Origin of the sequence: Streptomyces antimicrobicus (assembly GCF_020532625.1) — a bacterium.
Lineage (GTDB): Bacteria > Actinomycetota > Actinomycetes > Streptomycetales > Streptomycetaceae > Streptomyces > Streptomyces antimicrobicus.
Window position 1 is genome coordinate 1 of record NZ_JAJAUY010000076.1, and the last position, 14951, is coordinate 14951.

13 protein-coding genes are annotated in these 14951 nt (G+C 72.3%); 2 read left to right on the top strand and 11 right to left on the bottom strand.

The genetic code is table 11. The features are described 5' to 3' along the window. Positions 1-137: 137 nt before the first annotated feature. Positions 138-1289, bottom strand: a complete 1152-nt coding sequence (mnmA, locus tag LG632_RS19010) for a tRNA 2-thiouridine(34) synthase MnmA (protein WP_226728549.1) — start codon at positions 1287-1289, stop codon at positions 138-140. 69 nt (positions 1290-1358) lie between these two features. Here mnmA and LG632_RS19015 point away from each other — a divergent pair, with 69 nt between their 5' ends. Together LG632_RS19015 and LG632_RS19020 are read left to right on the top strand one after the other, a co-directional pair. After that, positions 1359-2084 (top strand): N-acetylmuramoyl-L-alanine amidase, encoded by a 726-nt coding sequence (locus tag LG632_RS19015; protein WP_226728550.1) that lies wholly within the window; start codon positions 1359-1361, stop codon positions 2082-2084. Positions 2085-2152: 68 nt separating this feature from the next. Then, positions 2153-2872 carry a hypothetical protein gene (locus tag LG632_RS19020; RefSeq protein WP_226728551.1) on the top strand — a complete coding sequence of 240 codons (720 nt, stop codon included), beginning with the start codon at positions 2153-2155 and terminating at the stop codon, positions 2870-2872. A gap of 107 nt (positions 2873-2979) precedes the next feature. Here the strand turns inward: LG632_RS19020 and LG632_RS19025 are convergent, their stop codons facing one another. The 10 genes from LG632_RS19025 to LG632_RS19070 all read right to left on the bottom strand — a co-directional run bounded on the left by LG632_RS19025 (position 2980) and on the right by LG632_RS19070 (position 14463). Further along, positions 2980-4143 (bottom strand): cysteine desulfurase family protein, encoded by a 1164-nt coding sequence (locus LG632_RS19025; protein WP_226728552.1) that lies wholly within the window; start codon positions 4141-4143, stop codon positions 2980-2982. A 307-nt stretch (positions 4144-4450) separates the two neighbouring features. Next, a complete protein-coding gene (locus LG632_RS19030; protein WP_226728553.1) occupies positions 4451-5308 on the bottom strand; it encodes a thioesterase family protein in 858 nt (285 codons plus the stop codon). A gap of 114 nt (positions 5309-5422) precedes the next feature. After that, entirely contained in the window at positions 5423-6079 is a 657-nt protein-coding gene (locus tag LG632_RS19035) for a trimeric intracellular cation channel family protein (RefSeq protein ID WP_226728554.1), read from the bottom strand. A gap of 130 nt (positions 6080-6209) precedes the next feature. Then, on the bottom strand, positions 6210-7301 hold the full coding sequence (locus LG632_RS19040) for an ABC transporter ATP-binding protein (RefSeq protein ID WP_226728555.1): 1092 nt from the start codon (positions 7299-7301) through the stop codon (positions 6210-6212). Between the two features lie 5 nt (positions 7302-7306). After that, positions 7307-8407: an ABC transporter ATP-binding protein gene (locus LG632_RS19045; protein WP_226728556.1), complete on the bottom strand. Its 1101-nt coding sequence runs from the start codon at positions 8405-8407 to the stop codon at positions 7307-7309. Continuing rightward, entirely contained in the window at positions 8404-9405 is a 1002-nt protein-coding gene (locus LG632_RS19050; protein ID WP_226728557.1) for an ABC transporter permease, read from the bottom strand. The genes LG632_RS19045 and LG632_RS19050 overlap by 4 nt, the downstream gene beginning before the upstream one ends. Before the next feature lie 117 nt (positions 9406-9522). Continuing rightward, complete coding sequence (locus LG632_RS19055) at positions 9523-11283, bottom strand: ABC transporter substrate-binding protein (protein WP_226728558.1); 1761 nt, start codon at positions 11281-11283, stop codon at positions 9523-9525. 40 nt (positions 11284-11323) lie between these two features. Further along, entirely contained in the window at positions 11324-12316 is a 993-nt protein-coding gene (locus LG632_RS19060) for an ABC transporter permease (RefSeq protein ID WP_226728559.1), read from the bottom strand. A 570-nt stretch (positions 12317-12886) separates the two neighbouring features. Then, positions 12887-13627: an enhanced serine sensitivity protein SseB C-terminal domain-containing protein gene (locus LG632_RS19065; RefSeq protein WP_226728560.1), complete on the bottom strand. Its 741-nt coding sequence runs from the start codon at positions 13625-13627 to the stop codon at positions 12887-12889. 92 nt (positions 13628-13719) lie between these two features. After that, positions 13720-14463 carry an enhanced serine sensitivity protein SseB gene (locus LG632_RS19070; protein WP_226728561.1) on the bottom strand — a complete coding sequence of 248 codons (744 nt, stop codon included), beginning with the start codon at positions 14461-14463 and terminating at the stop codon, positions 13720-13722. Positions 14464-14951: the final 488 nt, after the last annotated feature.

The window sequence follows — 14951 nt, forward strand, 5'->3', positions numbered from 1 at the left end:
GCCCGGCGGGGCGGCAGACCCGGCACAAGGCGCAAGCCCGGCGGCCCCCAGGCCCCGCGTCAGGCAGAGGCCCGGCCCCGGCCGCAGGCCCGGCGGTGGAGCGCCGGGGCGCGGTCGGCGGCCCGGCCGTCGGGCCGTCAGGCCGGGATCGTCGTGGTGCGGGTCGTCGTGGCGATGGTGGCGGAGCCGACCACGCGGGTGTCGTCGTACAGGACGATCGCCTGGCCCGGGGCCACCCCGCGGACCGGCTCCGTGAAGGTGACCTCCAGGGTGCCGGACGGCAGCAGCTCCGCCCGGACCTCGGTCTCGCCGCCGTGCGCGCGCAGCTGCGCCGTGTACGTCGCCGGGCCCGTCGGCGGCGTCCCGCACCACCGCGGCTTGATCGCGGTCAGGGCGCTGACGTCCAGGGACGTGGCCGGGCCGACCGTGACCGTGTTCGTCACCGGGGAGATGTCCAGGACGTAGCGCGGCTTGCCGTCCGGCGCCGGGTGGCCGATCCGCAGGCCCTTGCGCTGGCCGATCGTGAAGCCGTACGCGCCCTCGTGGGAGCCGAGCTTGTTGCCGGCCTCGTCCACGATGTCGCCCTCGGCCGTGCCGAGCCGTTTGGCCAGGAAGCCCTGGGTGTCGCCGTCGGCGATGAAGCAGATGTCGTGGCTGTCGGGCTTCTTGGCCACGGCCAGCCCGCGCCGCTCGGCCTCCGCGCGGATCTCCTCCTTGGTCGTGAGCGTGTCACCGAGGGGGAACATCGCGTGCGCGAGCTGCCGCTCGTCCAGCACGCCGAGGACGTACGACTGGTCCTTGGCCATGTCGGAGGCGCGGTGCAGCTCCCGCGTGCCGTCGGGCTTCGTCACGATGGTGGCGTAGTGGCCGGTGCACACGGCGTCGAAGCCGAGCGCGAGCGCCTTGTCGAGCAGGGCGGCGAACTTGATCTTCTCGTTGCAGCGCAGGCAGGGGTTCGGCGTGCGCCCGGCCTCGTACTCCGCGACGAAGTCCTCGACGACGTCCTCGCGGAACCGCTCGGCCAGGTCCCAGCAGTAGAAGGGGATGCCGATGACGTCCGCGGCGCGCCGCGCGTCCCGGGAGTCCTCGATGGTGCAGCAGCCGCGGGCGCCGGTGCGGAAGGACTGCGGGTTCGCGGAGAGGGCCAGGTGGACCCCGGTCACGTCGTGCCCGGCCTCGACGGCGCGCGCGGCGGCGACGGCGGAGTCGACGCCGCCGGACATGGCGGCCAGGACCCGAAGGGGGCGGGGGTGCGGCAGGCTCTCGGACCGCGGCAGGTTCTCAGTCATAGCCCATCCAGAGTACGGGGGAACCGGACACGCTCCCAGCGCGTTGTCCGGCGGGAGGGGGTGGAACGGATGGGAAGCAAGGCGGGCGGTGCCCGGCCCGGGCCGCGGCGGACCCGGCGGGCCGTGCTGTTCGGGGGTCTGGGGCTGGTCGCGGCGGCGGCCGTGGCCGGGCGGGACGAGATCGCGCGCACCTGGTGGCTGCTGCCGGGCGTCTCGGTGCCGCGCAAGGAGGGCGAGCTCGACCACGCGGGCGCGAGCTGGACGGCGGCCTCCCCGGCGAACTGGCGGCTGGCCGACCGCCCCCACGACTACCGCGTGGACCGGATCGTCGTCCATGTCACCCAGGGCGGTTTCCAGTCGTCGGTGGACGCCTTCCGCGACCCGTGGCACCGGGCGTCGGCGCACTACATCGTCCGCCAGGACGGCCACATAGAGCAGATGGTGCGCGAGCTCGACGTGGCCTTCCACGCGGCGAACCGTTCGATGAACGAGCGGAGCATAGGCATCGAGCACGTGGGGTACGTGGAGCGCCGGAAGGACTTCACCGACGCGATGTACGCCGCGTCGGCGCGGCTGGCCGCCGACGTCTGCCGCCGCTACGGCATACCCGTCGACCGCAAGCACATCCTCGGGCACTCGGAGGTGCCGGGCGCCGACCACACCGATCCGGGGCCCCACTGGGACTGGGAGCGGTACCTGCGCATGGTGCGGGAGGCGCTGGCCGCGGGCGGGGCCGCGCCCTCGGGCGGAACCGCGCCGTCCGCCGGGACTGCGCCGTCCGCTCCCCCGGCCTAGGCTGATCGTGTGTTCCCGTGGCCCGCGCGGCGGGTACGGGAGGGCGGCGGTGGCGCGGGAGGTGTGCGATGGCCCGGTTCGCGGCGGTGGCGGTGGCGGTGGCCGGCGGTGCCCTGCTCGTGGGCTTCGCGGCCCCGTACGGCAACGGCATCGAGGACGAGAGCGCCCGGGTGATCGTCGACCGGGCACGCCAGGAGCTGCACGACGCCCGGTCGGTGCACATGGTGGCGAAGGTCGAGGACCGCCGGGGGACCACCACCTTGGACCTGCGCTTCGACGTGGACGGCAACTGCACCGGCAGCGTCGCCCTGCCCGGCGACGGCGGCCGCGCGGACATCGTCAAGCGGGGCGAGGACGTGTGGCTGAAGCCGGACGCGGCGTTCCTGCGGTCGCAGGCCCCCGGCGGCAGCGGGGACGACGCGATCGCGCTGATCAACGGACGCTGGATCCACGGCAAGGCGGGGAACGCCATGCTGCGCCAGTTCCGTGAGATCTGCGACCTGTCCTCGTTCCAGCGCTCGTACGCCACGGAGCCGGTCGGCGGCGAGAAGCTGGCCAAGGGCGGCAAGGCCGAGGTCGGCGGCGTCCCGGCGGTCACGGCCACAAGTACGTCCGGAGCCGACCGGAGCACGTACTACGTCGCCACGGAGGGCGAGCCGCGGCTGCTGCGGGTGGAGGGCACCCAGGGCGGCGAGCGGGGCAGTGCCGACTTCTCCGGTTACGACGAGCCGGTGCCGGCGGCGACACCGGCCGCGTCGGAGTCCGTGGACCTGTCCACCTTGCAGTGACGTCTCGGGGTGGGCCCGCCCGGACGGCGGGCCCGCTCGGACCTGCGGTCCCGCTCCGACCTGCGGTCCCGCTCCGACCTGCGGTCCCGCTCTGGCCTGCGGCCCGGTCAGACCAGGCCCGCCGTGCGCGCCCGTTCGACGGCCGGGCCGATGGCGGCGGCCAGGGCGGCGACGTCCTCCTTGGTGGAGGTGTGGCCCAGGGAGAAGCGGAGGGTGCCGCGGGCCAGCTCCGGGTCGGTGCCCGTGGCCAGGACGACGTGGCTGGGCTGGGCGACGCCCGCGGTGCAGGCGGAGCCGGTGGAGCACTCGATGCCCTGGGCGTCCAGCAGCAGGAGCAGGGAGTCGCCCTCGCAACCGGGGAAGCTGAAGTGGGCGTTGGCCGGGAGCCGGTCGACCGGGTCGCCGCCGAGGACGGCGTCGGGCACGGCCGCGAGGACGGCGGCGATCAGCTCGTCGCGCAGCGCGCCGATCTCGCGGGCGAAGCTCTCGCGCCGCTCGGCGGCGAGGACGGCGGCCACCGAGAAGGCGGCGACGGCCGGGACGTCGAGGGTGCCGGAGCGGACGTGGCGCTCCTGGCCACCGCCGTGCAGCACGGGGACGGGGCTCTGGTCGCGCCCGAGGAGCAGCGCGCCGATGCCGTACGGGCCGCCGATCTTGTGGCCGCTGACGGTCATCGCCGCGAGGCCGCTGTCGGCGAAGCGGACGTCGAGCTGGCCGACGGCCTGGACCGCGTCGGAGTGCAACGGGACGGAGAACTCGGCGGCGACGGCGGCCAGTTCGTGGATCGGCTGGATCGTGCCGATCTCGTTGTTGGCCCACATGACGGTGGCCAGCGCGACGTCGTCCGGGTTGCGGGCGAGGGCCTCGCGGAAGGCGTCGGGGTGGACCCGGCCGTAGTGGTCGACGGGCAGGTACTCGACCTGGGCGCCCTCGTGCTCGGCGAGCCAGTGGACCGCGTCCAGGACGGCGTGGTGCTCGACCGGGCTGGCCAGGACCCGGGTCCGGGCGGGGTCGGCGGCGCGGCGGGCCCAGTAGAGCCCCTTGACGGCGAGGTTGTCCGCCTCGGTGCCGCCGGCGGTGAAGACCACCTCGCTGGGCCGGGCCCCGAGCGCCTCGGCGAGGGCTTCGCGGGCCTCCTCGACGGTACGGCGGGCGCGGCGGCCGGCGCGGTGCAGGGAGGACGCGTTCCCCGTCGCGGCGAACTGCGCGGTCATCGCCGCAGCGGCCTCCGGGAGCATCGGGGTGGTGGCGGCGTGGTCGAGGTAGGCCATGGTGAGCCCGATTCTATGGGGCGGGCAGGACCGAGTCTCCCCCGCCGCCTCCACCCGTCCACCCACCCGCAGGGACCGCCACCCACCCGCGCGGATTGCCACCCACCCACCGGACCTCACGCTCCGGACCTCACGCTCCGGACCTCACACTCCGCACGACGCACGACGCACGACGCACGGCACGCGGCACGCAGCACGCAGCACGCAGCACGCAGCACGCGGCAGGGGTCGAGCGACGGGCGGCAGGCGGCGGGGTGCCGCCGCCTGCGGCCTGGCGTCCGAGGGCAGGTGTCAGGCGGAGCCGGTCTCAGGCCGTGCGCGGGGCGCGGGCCAGTTGGCGGGACTGGGCCACCAGGTGGTCCGCCGAGTCCCAGACCTCGGCGTCCTCCTCCAGGAAGCCGCCGGCCAGGTTGCGGGTGGTGATCGAGACGCGGAGCGGGCCGGGCGCCGGGCGGCGGCGGATGTGGGTGGTCAGCTCCACCGTCGGGGTCCAGCCCATCAGGCCGAGGTCGAAGGCGGTCGGCGGGAGCGCGTCCACGGCGAGCAGCAGGGAGAAGGGGTCGGCGTCGCGGCCGTCGGCCAGTTCGAACCAGGCCCGCATCTCGCCCTTGCCCGAGGGCTTGCCCAGGGCCCAGCCCGCGGTCGCCGGGTCCAGGCGCAGACGCAGCCGGTCGACGATCTCGGAGCTGCCGGGGATCGGGGCGGGGCCGGCGTCCGCGGCGAGGCAGTCCTCGTACGCGGGGATGTCCGGCAGGGCGGCGGTGGTGCGGACGTCGTCGGGCAGGGCGGACAGGTCGCCGTACGAGGCGAGCACCCGGATGCGCTCGACCTCGGCGCCGTTCTCGTCGAACTGGAGCAGCGAGGCCTGGCCGGTGGAGAGGGTCCGGCCGGTGCGGACCACCTCGGTACGGATCACGGCGGGGCCGGGCACGGAGGCGCTCAGGTAGTGCGCCGAGACGGTGAACGGGTCCGGGTGCGGCAGGGCCGCCGACAGGGCCCGGCCGACCAGGGCCAGCAGGTAGCCGCCGTTGACGGCGGCGATGATCGTCCAGCCCGCGGAGAGCTCCGCGTCGTACACCCCGGGCTCGCCCGCCCGCGGGACGACGGTGGTGTCGCGGTCGAATTCGCTGTCGCCGATGGTGGCCTGGGCCGCTGCGTGTGACATGGCTCGAAAGTACACCGCCTGGCTACTAAGCGGTAGCTTTTCTGGTGCGGCTCTTGGGCCACGGCTCTTCGACCACGGCTCTTCGGCGACGACTCCTCGGCCACCGCTCCTCGGCTACGGCTCCTCGGCCACCGAGGAGCGGCGGTTCCAGGCGAGCGGGGCCCGCCAGTGGTAGCGCATGGCCAGCAGCCGCAGCACGAACGTGGTGACGACCGCGATGCCGCTGGTCAGCGGGGTGAGCACGCCCATGCCGAGGAACACGGCCACCAGGGCGGCGCCGACGAGGGCGGGGACGGCGTACATCTCGCGGTCGCGCAGGAGGGAGGGGACCTCGTTGACCAGGACGTCGCGCAGCACACCGCCGCCGACCGCGGTGGCCACGCCGAGGGCGGCCGAGGCGGTCAGGCCGAGGCCGTACTCGTAGGCCTTGGTCGTACCGCTCACGCAGAAGAGGGCGAGACCGGCGGCGTCGAGGACGTTGATGAGGCGGTTGATGCGGGCGACCTCCGGGTGGAGGAAGAAGACGATCGCGGCGGCGAGGAGGGGGGTGACGAAGAAGCTGAGCTCGCCGAAGGCGGCCGGCGGGACCGCGCCGATGACGAGGTCGCGGAAGAGGCCGCCGCCGAGGGCCGTGACCAGGGCGAGGACGGCGATGCCGAAGACGTCGAAGTTCTTGCGGACGGCCAGGAGGGCGCCGGAGGTGGCGAAGACGAAGATGCCCGCGAGGTCCAGGGCGTGCTGGATGCCGGGCGGGAAGAGATCGTGGAGCACCGGGCCATTGTGTCCCGGTCCGCCCCCCGCCCCGCCGCCGGGCTCGCCCCCCTCGGACGCGGTCCGCGCGCGCCGGAAAGGCAGCGGCCCCCGCCGGCCCACGGCCGGCGGGGGTTGCGCGTGCGGGTCCCTACGGCGCGGCCGTGGTGGCGGCGTCGGCGGCGCCGGGCAGGGCCTTGTCGCCCGGGGCCTGGTCCGCGGCGTTCTCCGGGTGGTGGCAGGCCACCTGGTGGCCCGGCTTCAGGGACAGCAGCGGCGGCTCCTTCGTCGCGCAGAGCTCGGTCGCCTTCCAGCAGCGGGTGTGGAAGCGGCAGCCGGACGGCGGCGAGATGGGCGACGGGACGTCGCCCTTGAGCAGGATGCGGCCGGTCTTGGCGCCCCGGCGCCGGGGGTCCGGGATGGGGACCGCCGACAGGAGGGCGTTGGTGTACGGGTGCATCGGGGTGTCGTAGAGCGACTTGCGGTCCGTGAGCTCGACGATCTTGCCCAGGTACATCACCGCGATGCGGTCCGAGACGTGCCGGATGACCGACAGGTCGTGCGCGATGATCACATAGGTGAGGCCGAGCTCTTCCTGGAGGTCGTCCAGGAGGTTGACCACCTGGGCCTGGATCGAGACGTCCAGGGCCGAGACCGGCTCGTCCGCCACCACCAGCTTCGGCTTGAGCGCGAGCGCCCGGGCGATGCCGATGCGCTGGCGCTGGCCGCCGGAGAACTCGTGCGGGTAGCGGTTGTAGTGCTCGGGGTTCAGGCCCACCAGGGACAGCAGACGCTGGACCTCGGCCTTGATGCCGCCCTCCGGGGTCACGCCCTGGAGTTTGAACGGGGCGCCCACGATCGTGCCGACCGTGTGCCGGGGGTTCAGCGAGCCGTACGGGTCCTGGAAGATCATCTGGACGTCGCGGCGCAGCGGCCGCATCCCGGCGACCCCGAGGTGCGTGATGTCCTTGCCCTCGAACTCGATCCGGCCGCCCGTGGGCTCCAGCAGCCGGGTGATCAGCCGGCCCATGGTGGACTTGCCGCAGCCCGACTCGCCCACGACGCCGAGCGTCTCACCCCGGCGGACGTCGAAGTCGATGCCGTCGACGGCCTTGACGGCCCCGACCTGGCGGCGCAGCAGCCCCTTGTTGATGGGGAAGTGCTTGGTCAGACCGGTGACCTTGAGCAGCGGCTCCGGGGAGTCCGCCGCCTGTGCGGGTACGGCCGCGGCCGTCTTGTTCATGTCGGTCACAGCTTCGGCGCAATCTCTTCGGTCCAGATCCGGGTCCGCTCCTCCTGCGACATGTGGCAGGCGGACCAGTGCCGATCGGCCCCCTCCGCCGCGTCGACGAGCGCCAGCTCGGGCCGCTGGGTGCGGGTGATGCCGCCCTTGGGGACGTCGGCGTACGGGCAGCGCGGGTGGAAGGCGCAGCCGCTGGGGATGTTGATCAGGCTGGGCGGCGAGCCCTTGACCGGGATGAGCCGGTCGGTCTGGTCCCGGTCGATGCGGGGCATCGAGCCGAGCAGGCCCCAGGTGTAGGGGTGGCGGGGCTCGTAGAAGACCTTCTCGGCCGAGCCGCGCTCGACGCACCGGCCGCCGTACATCACCAGGATGTCGTCGGCCATCTCGGCGACGACGCCGAGGTCGTGCGTGATCATGATGACCGCCGAGCCGAACTCCTTCTGCAGGTCCCGGATCAGGTCCAGGATCTGCGCCTGGACGGTGACGTCCAGGGCGGTGGTGGGCTCGTCCGCGATGAGCAGCTCGGGGTTGTTCACCAGCGCCATGGCGATCATGGCGCGCTGGCGCATACCGCCGGAGAACTCGTGCGGGTAGGCGTCGACCCGCTTGGCCGGCTCGGGGATGCCGACCCGGTCGAGCATCTCGATCGCCCGGGTGCGGGCCTTCTTCTTGTCGGCGTCCGGGTGGTGGTTGCGGTACGCCTCGACGATCTGGTGGCCGACCGTGTAATAGGGGTGCATGGCCGACAGCGGGTCCTGGAAGACCATCGCCATCTTGCGGCCCCGCAGTTTGCGGACGTCGTCGGCGTCGGCGCGCACCAGGTCCTCGCCGTCGAGCAGCACCTGGCCGGAGATCTGCGGGCGGCTGCGGGCGTTGCCGGTGCGGTGCAGGCCCATGATGGCCAGCGACGTGACGGACTTGCCCGAGCCGGACTCGCCGACGATGCCGAGCGTCCTGCCGCGCTCCAGGTCGAAGGAGAGCCCGTCGACGGACTTCACCAGGCCGTCGTCGGTCGGGAAGTGCACCTTGAGGTCGCGTACGGACAGGAAGGCCTCGGTGCCCGGCGCGGCCGCCGGTTCGGGGACGAAGGAGGGGGTGTCGGTCACGTCAGCCTCACGCGCGGGTCGATGACGGCGTACAGCATGTCCACGATCAGGTTGGCCATCACCACGAAGAGCGCGGCCAGCAGGGTGATGCCCATGATCACGGGCAGGTCGCCCGCGCTGATCGCGGCCACGGCCGCGGTGCCCAGGCCCTGGAAGCTGAACGTCGTCTCGGTCAGCACCGCACCGCCGAGCAGGCCGCCGAAGTCCAGGCCGAACATGGTGACGAGCGGGGTGAGGGTGGAGCGCAGGGCGTGCTTGCGGATGACCACCCGTTCGGTCAGGCCCTTGGCCCGGGCGGTGCGGATGTAGTCCTCGCCGAGGACCTCCAGCATCGTGGCGCGGGTGATGCGGGCGTAGGTGGCGGCGAAGAGGAAGGCCAGGGTGACCCAGGGCAGGATCATGCTGTTGAGCCAGGCGCCTGGATCCTCGGTCAGGGGCCGGTAGTTGGACACGTCCAGCCAGCCCAGTCCGTAGACGAGGACGGCCGGGGCGACCATGCCGGTGAAGAAGATGGGGAGCGAGACGCCCGCGAGGGCGCCGACCATCACGGTGCGGTCGATGGCCGTGCGTCGCTTCAGCGCGGAGACCACACCGGTGGCCACGCCCGCGATCACCCAGATGACGGCGGCGCCGACGGCGAGCGAGAGGGTGACCGGGATGCGGTCGAGCATCAGGTCCCAGACCGGGGTCTCGGTCTTGAAGGAGTACCCGAAGCACGGGGCGGGGCAGTGGGTGGAGTCGACGCCGGTGTTGTAGTCGCGGCCGGCGACGATGCCCTTGACGAAGAGCAGGTACTGCTCGGAGATGGGCTTGTCGAAGCCCATCTTCACGCGGATGCCCGCCAGGGCGGTCTCGTTGGTCTCGCGGCCGGCGTACATCAGTGCCGGGTCGGAGCCGGTGATCTTGGGCACCGCGAAGAAGATGCCGAAGGTGACCACGGAGACCACCAGCAGCGTGGCGACGACGTTGAACAGTCGCCGGATGAGGTAGACGAGCACTGCAGTCGGCCGCTCGGGGCCGGCGGCCGCCGCCCCTTGTGGGGACGGCAGCCGCCGCCTGCGGCCTTCACCTGCCCTTCGGACTAGCGCATGTGCGGTGAAGGCACTTGCCTGCTGTTACTTGACGACACCCACCGTGGCGAGGTCGATCTTGCCCATGGAGTCGTTGAAGTAGACGTTCGTCAGACGCGGGTTGTGGTAGACGAAGGCCTTGTCGAAGTTGATCGGCAGGTAGAGCGCCTTCTCCATGACCTTCTTGTTGATCTCCGTGTAGAACGGAGCGGCGGCCTCGGGCGTCGCGGCGGCAGCGGCCTTGTCGAAGAGGTCGTTGATCTCCGGGTCGTTGACCTCGGTGTAGTTGTTGTTGCCGTTCGGCAGGATGAACGAGCCGTCGACCAGCGGCTGCAGGAAGCCCGAGCCGGAGTTGTAGTCGGCGCCCCAGCCCATGACGATGATGCCGTAGCCCTTCTTCTTCACGTTCTCGGGCGAACCGATCGTGGAGGAGGAGAGCTTGCCGTCGAACTGGTCGATCTTCGCCGTGATGCCGACCTTGGCGAGGGCCGCCTGGAGCGACTCCGCCGACTTCACCTCGGGGGCGCGGTTGTTGCGGACCGCGATGGTGGTCTCGAAGCCGTCCGGCTTGCCGCAGGCCTTCAGGGCCTCCTTGGCCTTCTCGATCTGCGGCTCGCCCTTGGTCAGGTTGAACGGGTCGTAGGACTTGTCGGAGCCGGGGATGCCGGGCGGCAGCATGTTGGCGCCGAGGTCACCGGAGGTCGGGCCACCGCGGGCGTTCTGCAGCGACTTCGGGTCGGCCGCGTAGATCACGGCCTTGCGGCACTCGATGTTGTCGAACGGCGCGACCGTCTGCGGGAAGGCGAAGTAGCGGATGTAGCCGGTGAACGGGTTGTCCGCGTTCTTCTTGAGGTTCGGGTCCTTGAGGACCTTGTTCTTTCCGGCCTGCTGCATGCCGGTGCCGTCGACGGCGAGGTCGATGTCACCGGAGAGCAGACGGGCGTCCATGTCGTCCGGGTTGGTGGTCACCGTGAAGGTGATCTTGTCCGGCAGGCCCTTGCGGATGGTGTCCGTCTTCGGGTCCCAGTGCTCGTTGCGGACGAACGTCGCGCCCTTGCTGGCGGTGAAGCTCTCCACCTTGTACGGGCCGGTGGATATCGGCTTGTTGGTGTACGTGGCACCGGTGTCCTTGCCCATCGGGACGGGCGAGGAGGACGGCATGGCCAGCAGGTAGGAGAAGTCGGAGTTGGCGCTCGCCAGGTTGAAGACGATCGTCTTGTCGTCCGGCGTCTCGACCGACTTCAGACCCATCTTGTTGGGGTCGGTGTCCTTGTAGGGGCCCGGGTACTTCTGGCCCTGGTCGAGCAGGTCGATCAGGTACGTCGGGCCGCCGGACAGGACGTCCTGGGCGAAGACGCGCTCGATGCCGTACTTGATGTCCTTCGAGGTGATCGGCGTGCCGTCCTCGAACTTGACGCCGTCCTTGAGCTTGACGGTGTACGTCTTGCCGTCGTTGCTCAGCACCGGCAGGGCCTCGGCGAGGTCCGGGACCAGCTTGGTGCCGTCCTTGCCGGGCTTGCTGTCGTAGGCGAGCAGCTGGCGCACGTACAGGCGCTGGATGTTCCACACGAAGCCGTAGTAGGCGCGCGCCGGGTCGAGGTAGTCGACGTCCTGGGGCGACCAGAGCTTGAGCTCGCCGCCCTTCTTGTCCGACGGGTTGACGACCTGCTTGGTGGCCAGGTCGAAGGCGGCCGCGCTGGAGCCTGCGTCCCCCTTGCCGTCGCCGTCCTTGCCACCGCACGCGGCGGTCAGCGACAGGGCGGCGACCACGGCGGTGATCGCGAGTGCCTGCTTTCTGCGGATCACGTTTGTCCAACCTCCATGAGTGGGTGAAACGGTGAGCGGTTCAGCTGCCCTTGGGGTCGAGTGCGTCACGCAGCCCGTCCCCGAAGAGGTTGAACGCCAGGACGGTGATGAAGATCGTGAGACCGGGGACCACCATGTACATGGGGTCGTCCTGGTAGATGGGGACGGCGTCGGAGAGCATCTTTCCCCAGGACGCGGTGGGCGGCTTGACGCCGGCACCGAGGAAGCTGAGGGCCGCCTCCGTGAGGATGTTGGTCGGGATGATCATCGTCGCGTAGACGAGGATCGGGGCGACCAGGTTGGGCAGCAGCTCCTTGATCAGGATGTAGCCGCGGCCGGCGCCGAGGCTGCGGGCGGCCTCGACGTACTCGCGCTCGCGCAGGGAGATGGTCTGTCCGCGCACGACCCGGCCGATGTACGGCCAGCCGAAGAACCCGATGACCAGGACCAGGACGCCCATCCGGACGCCGGTGCCCTCGAAGCCCCAGAGGGAGTCGGGCACGACCGAGACCAGGGCGATGGTGAACAGCAGCTGCGGGAAGGCCAGCAGCAGGTCCATCACCCGGCTGATCAGGCCGTCCACCCAGCCGCCGAGGAAGCCGGCCAGGGCGCCGAGGAGGCTGCCGATGACCACGGAGACGAAGGCGGCGAGGAAGGCCACGGTCAGCGAGATGCGGGCGCCGTAGACGATCCGGCTGAACACGTCGCGCCCGTTGGTGGGTTCGACGCCCAGCAGGAAGTCGGAGCTGATGCCGCCGAGGGAGCCGAGCGGCGTGCCCAGGTCCGGGTCGATCAGGTCCTCGTGGAACTCGTTGGGCGGGTGGCCCAGCAGGCTCACGATCTGCGGGGCGAAGACCGCCACCAGGATCAGCAGGATCACGACGATGCCGCCGGTCAGTGCGACCTTGTCGCGCTTGAGCCGCATCCAGGCGATACGGCCCGGTGAGCGGCCTTGGATGGCCTTCGCAGGGACGTCGGCCGTGACGACGGGCGCGGGTGTTTCCGCGCTCGTGTCGTGCAGTGGTGCCGTCATCGTGGTGGGGACCCCTCTCGGCCGACGGGTGGTCGGCCCATGCCGCCGCGGTAGCGGCGTTCGTGCGGTGCGTAGAGCGGTGCGGTGCGGTGCTGTGCGATACAGCGGTGCTGTGCGTTCACAGCGGTGCTGCGGTGCAGTGGTGCGTGCGTGGAAGCAGGGCGGTGCGTGGCGGTGCTGGCGTGGCGGTGCTGTGCGTGGCGGTGCAGCGGTGCGTCGAGCAGGGCGGTGCAGCGGTGCGAAAAGCGGTTGACGAACCGGGGAAGAGCGGGACTGAGCTGCTCTTGGTGGGGGAGTCTTCATCGGGCGCTCGACCAGCCGCCAGACCCGCAGATGAATGGATGCGCAACCGTGATGTGAGGGTCCAGTTCCCGTTATCCGAACGTTGATCACGGCTGAGCGGAGCAAGACCGTCCGTTCGGTACGGAACCGGACATCATGCCCAACTATCCCTGCGGTCAAGCTTTTTGGGCATCGGAGGGGGATTAATCCGGACAAGGCGAAAGGCCGCGCGGAACGGTGTTCCGGGCGGCCTTCGGGGTCGGCGTCCCAAGGGGCGGGCGGGCCCGCTCAGTACGCGGGAGCCGGTCCCTCACGGTCGTAGAAGGACCGCGTCTGGGTACGCAGCCACATCGCGACGGGGTCGTGCTCGTCGGCGAGGGCCACCGTGCAGACCGGGACGCCCTCGGGCACGGCGGACACCGACTGGCGCATCATCTCGCGCACCGACTCAAGGGCCTGCGGCGAGGTGTCGTAGAGGTCGAGCCCGACGGCGAGGTACGGCGAGCCCACGGCGGGCTGGACCCAGCAGCGGCGCAGCGCGCGCACGGCCGGGGTGCGGTGGGCGTGCTGGGTGAGCAGGCCGTAGAACTGCGGCAGCTCCAAGGTGGGCTCGGACAGCCGCAGCGGGCCGGCCGGCATGCGGTCCAGGCCGGTGGCGACCCGGCGCAGGTCGGCCCAGGGGATGCCGAGGCCGCCGCCGGGGGCGTGCGGGTTGAGCCACAGGCCCCAGCGGTCGGGGTAGAGGGCGCGGGCGATGTCGCGGCCCGTGACGACCTCGTACGCGCGGTTCCAGCCGCTCGCGGCGAGCTCCTGGGGGGAGGTCACGCAGGGCGCGTAGCCGAGGCCGTCGACCTCCATGCCGCCGTACTGGGCGTCGGCGGAGCCGGGTCGGCCGTGCCACAGCAGCATCCACAGCCGGCCCTCGGCGAGGGCGTGGAGCAGCGACTCGTAGCTGTCGTAGCGCCCGGGCGAAACCTGGCGCAGCATGTGCTCGACCTGCCCTGCCGCGGCCGTGCCTGACGCACTCACCCGGAACCCCTCTTCCGCCGTCGTCCACGCGTGTCCGGCCGGGGACGCGGCCGGGAATGGAAACAGCTTATGCGGACCTGCCGGAGGCGGCCCTACGGGAGGTGGAACGGGCGCACGCGCGTCGCGAGCCAGTCGGCCACGGGGTCCTCGGTGGCGTCGAGGAACACCAACTGCACGGGCCACGGCGGCTGGACGCGGGCGAGGGCCCGGCCGAGGGCTTCGAGGGGGGCGTTCCGCATGTCGGGCTCCAGTCCCAGCAGGCGGACACCGATGTAGAGCTCGGGCGTGCCGCCCTCGACGCTGGCCAGGCAGCGGTGGGCGGCGGCGACCACGCCGGTGGCGCGGAACTCCTCGGCCGCGGCGGTGAGGAAGTCGACCGGGTCGTCCTGCCAGTCGGGCTCGAAGAGGCGGACGCGGCCGCCGGTGGCGGGGCCGTCGAGGGGGGTACGGCCGGTGCGGCAGAGCTCGGCGACGGCGGCCGGGGGGAGCGGGACGCCGACGGCGCCCTCGGGGTTCACGGCGATGCCGAGCTGCGGGGGCAGGCCGCGGGCGAACTCGACCGCCGGGGCCACGGCGTGGGGCATTGCCGGGCCGGCGCAGGCGAGGAACTGGGCCTCGGAGCTGTAGACGGGGACGTAGGCGGCTCCGCCGATGTCCATGGTGGGCAGGGTCAGGCCCCCCGGGGCGTCCGGGGAGCCGCCGGCGGGGAGCGGGATCCAGAGGCTGCTGCGGCCGAGGACCTCAAGGAGGCGGGAGCCGGCCGAGGGTTGGCCGAGGGCCGCGGCGAGGGTCTCCTCGAGCTCGTTCGCCGGCCAGGCGGTGGGGGTGCCGTGCATCTGTGTCGCCCTTTCCTGAGTGTCGCCGGGCTGAGCGTAGCCTTCCGCTGGGGGGCGGCAGGAGCCGAGGCGGGCCCTGGCGGGCCCTCGGCCCCCTGGGCGGGGCGGGTGCCCAGCGCGGCCGTGAGGGGGCCTCGCCCCCGGACCCCGGCCGTCCCGCCGTGCGGGGTGCTCGCGCCGTTCCCCGCGCCCCCGAACGGGGCCCTCACCCCGGACCCCGGCTTCCCCGGTGTGCGTGGTTGCTCGCGCCGTTCCCCGCGCCCCTGAACGGGGCCCTCGCCCCGGACCCCGGCCTCCCCGCCGTGCGGGGTGCTCGCGCCGTTCCCCGCGCCCCCGAACGGGGCCCTCACCCCGGACCCCGGCCCTCCCGCCGTGCGGGGTGCTCGCGCCGTTCCCCGCGCCCCCGAACGGGGCCCTCACCCCGGACCCCGGCTTCCCCGGTGTGCCTGGTTGCTCGCGCCGTTCCCCGCGCCCCCGAACGGGGCCCT

Excerpts from the sequence above, each read along its gene's own strand:
- mnmA (WP_226728549.1), bottom strand. The coding sequence starts at position 1,289 with ATGACTGAGAACCTGCCGCGGTCCGAGAGCCTGCCGCACCCCCGCCCC.
- LG632_RS19060 (WP_226728559.1), bottom strand. The coding sequence starts at position 12,316 with ATGACGGCACCACTGCACGACACGAGCGCGGAAACACCCGCGCCCGTC.
- LG632_RS19020 (WP_226728551.1), top strand. The coding sequence starts at position 2,153 with ATGGCCCGGTTCGCGGCGGTGGCGGTGGCGGTGGCCGGCGGTGCCCTG.
- LG632_RS19025 (WP_226728552.1), bottom strand. The coding sequence starts at position 4,143 with ATGGCCTACCTCGACCACGCCGCCACCACCCCGATGCTCCCGGAGGCC.
- LG632_RS19070 (WP_226728561.1), bottom strand. The coding sequence starts at position 14,463 with ATGCACGGCACCCCCACCGCCTGGCCGGCGAACGAGCTCGAGGAGACC.
- LG632_RS19015 (WP_226728550.1), top strand. The coding sequence starts at position 1,359 with ATGGGAAGCAAGGCGGGCGGTGCCCGGCCCGGGCCGCGGCGGACCCGG.
- LG632_RS19030 (WP_226728553.1), bottom strand. The coding sequence starts at position 5,308 with ATGTCACACGCAGCGGCCCAGGCCACCATCGGCGACAGCGAATTCGAC.
- LG632_RS19040 (WP_226728555.1), bottom strand. The coding sequence starts at position 7,301 with ATGAACAAGACGGCCGCGGCCGTACCCGCACAGGCGGCGGACTCCCCG.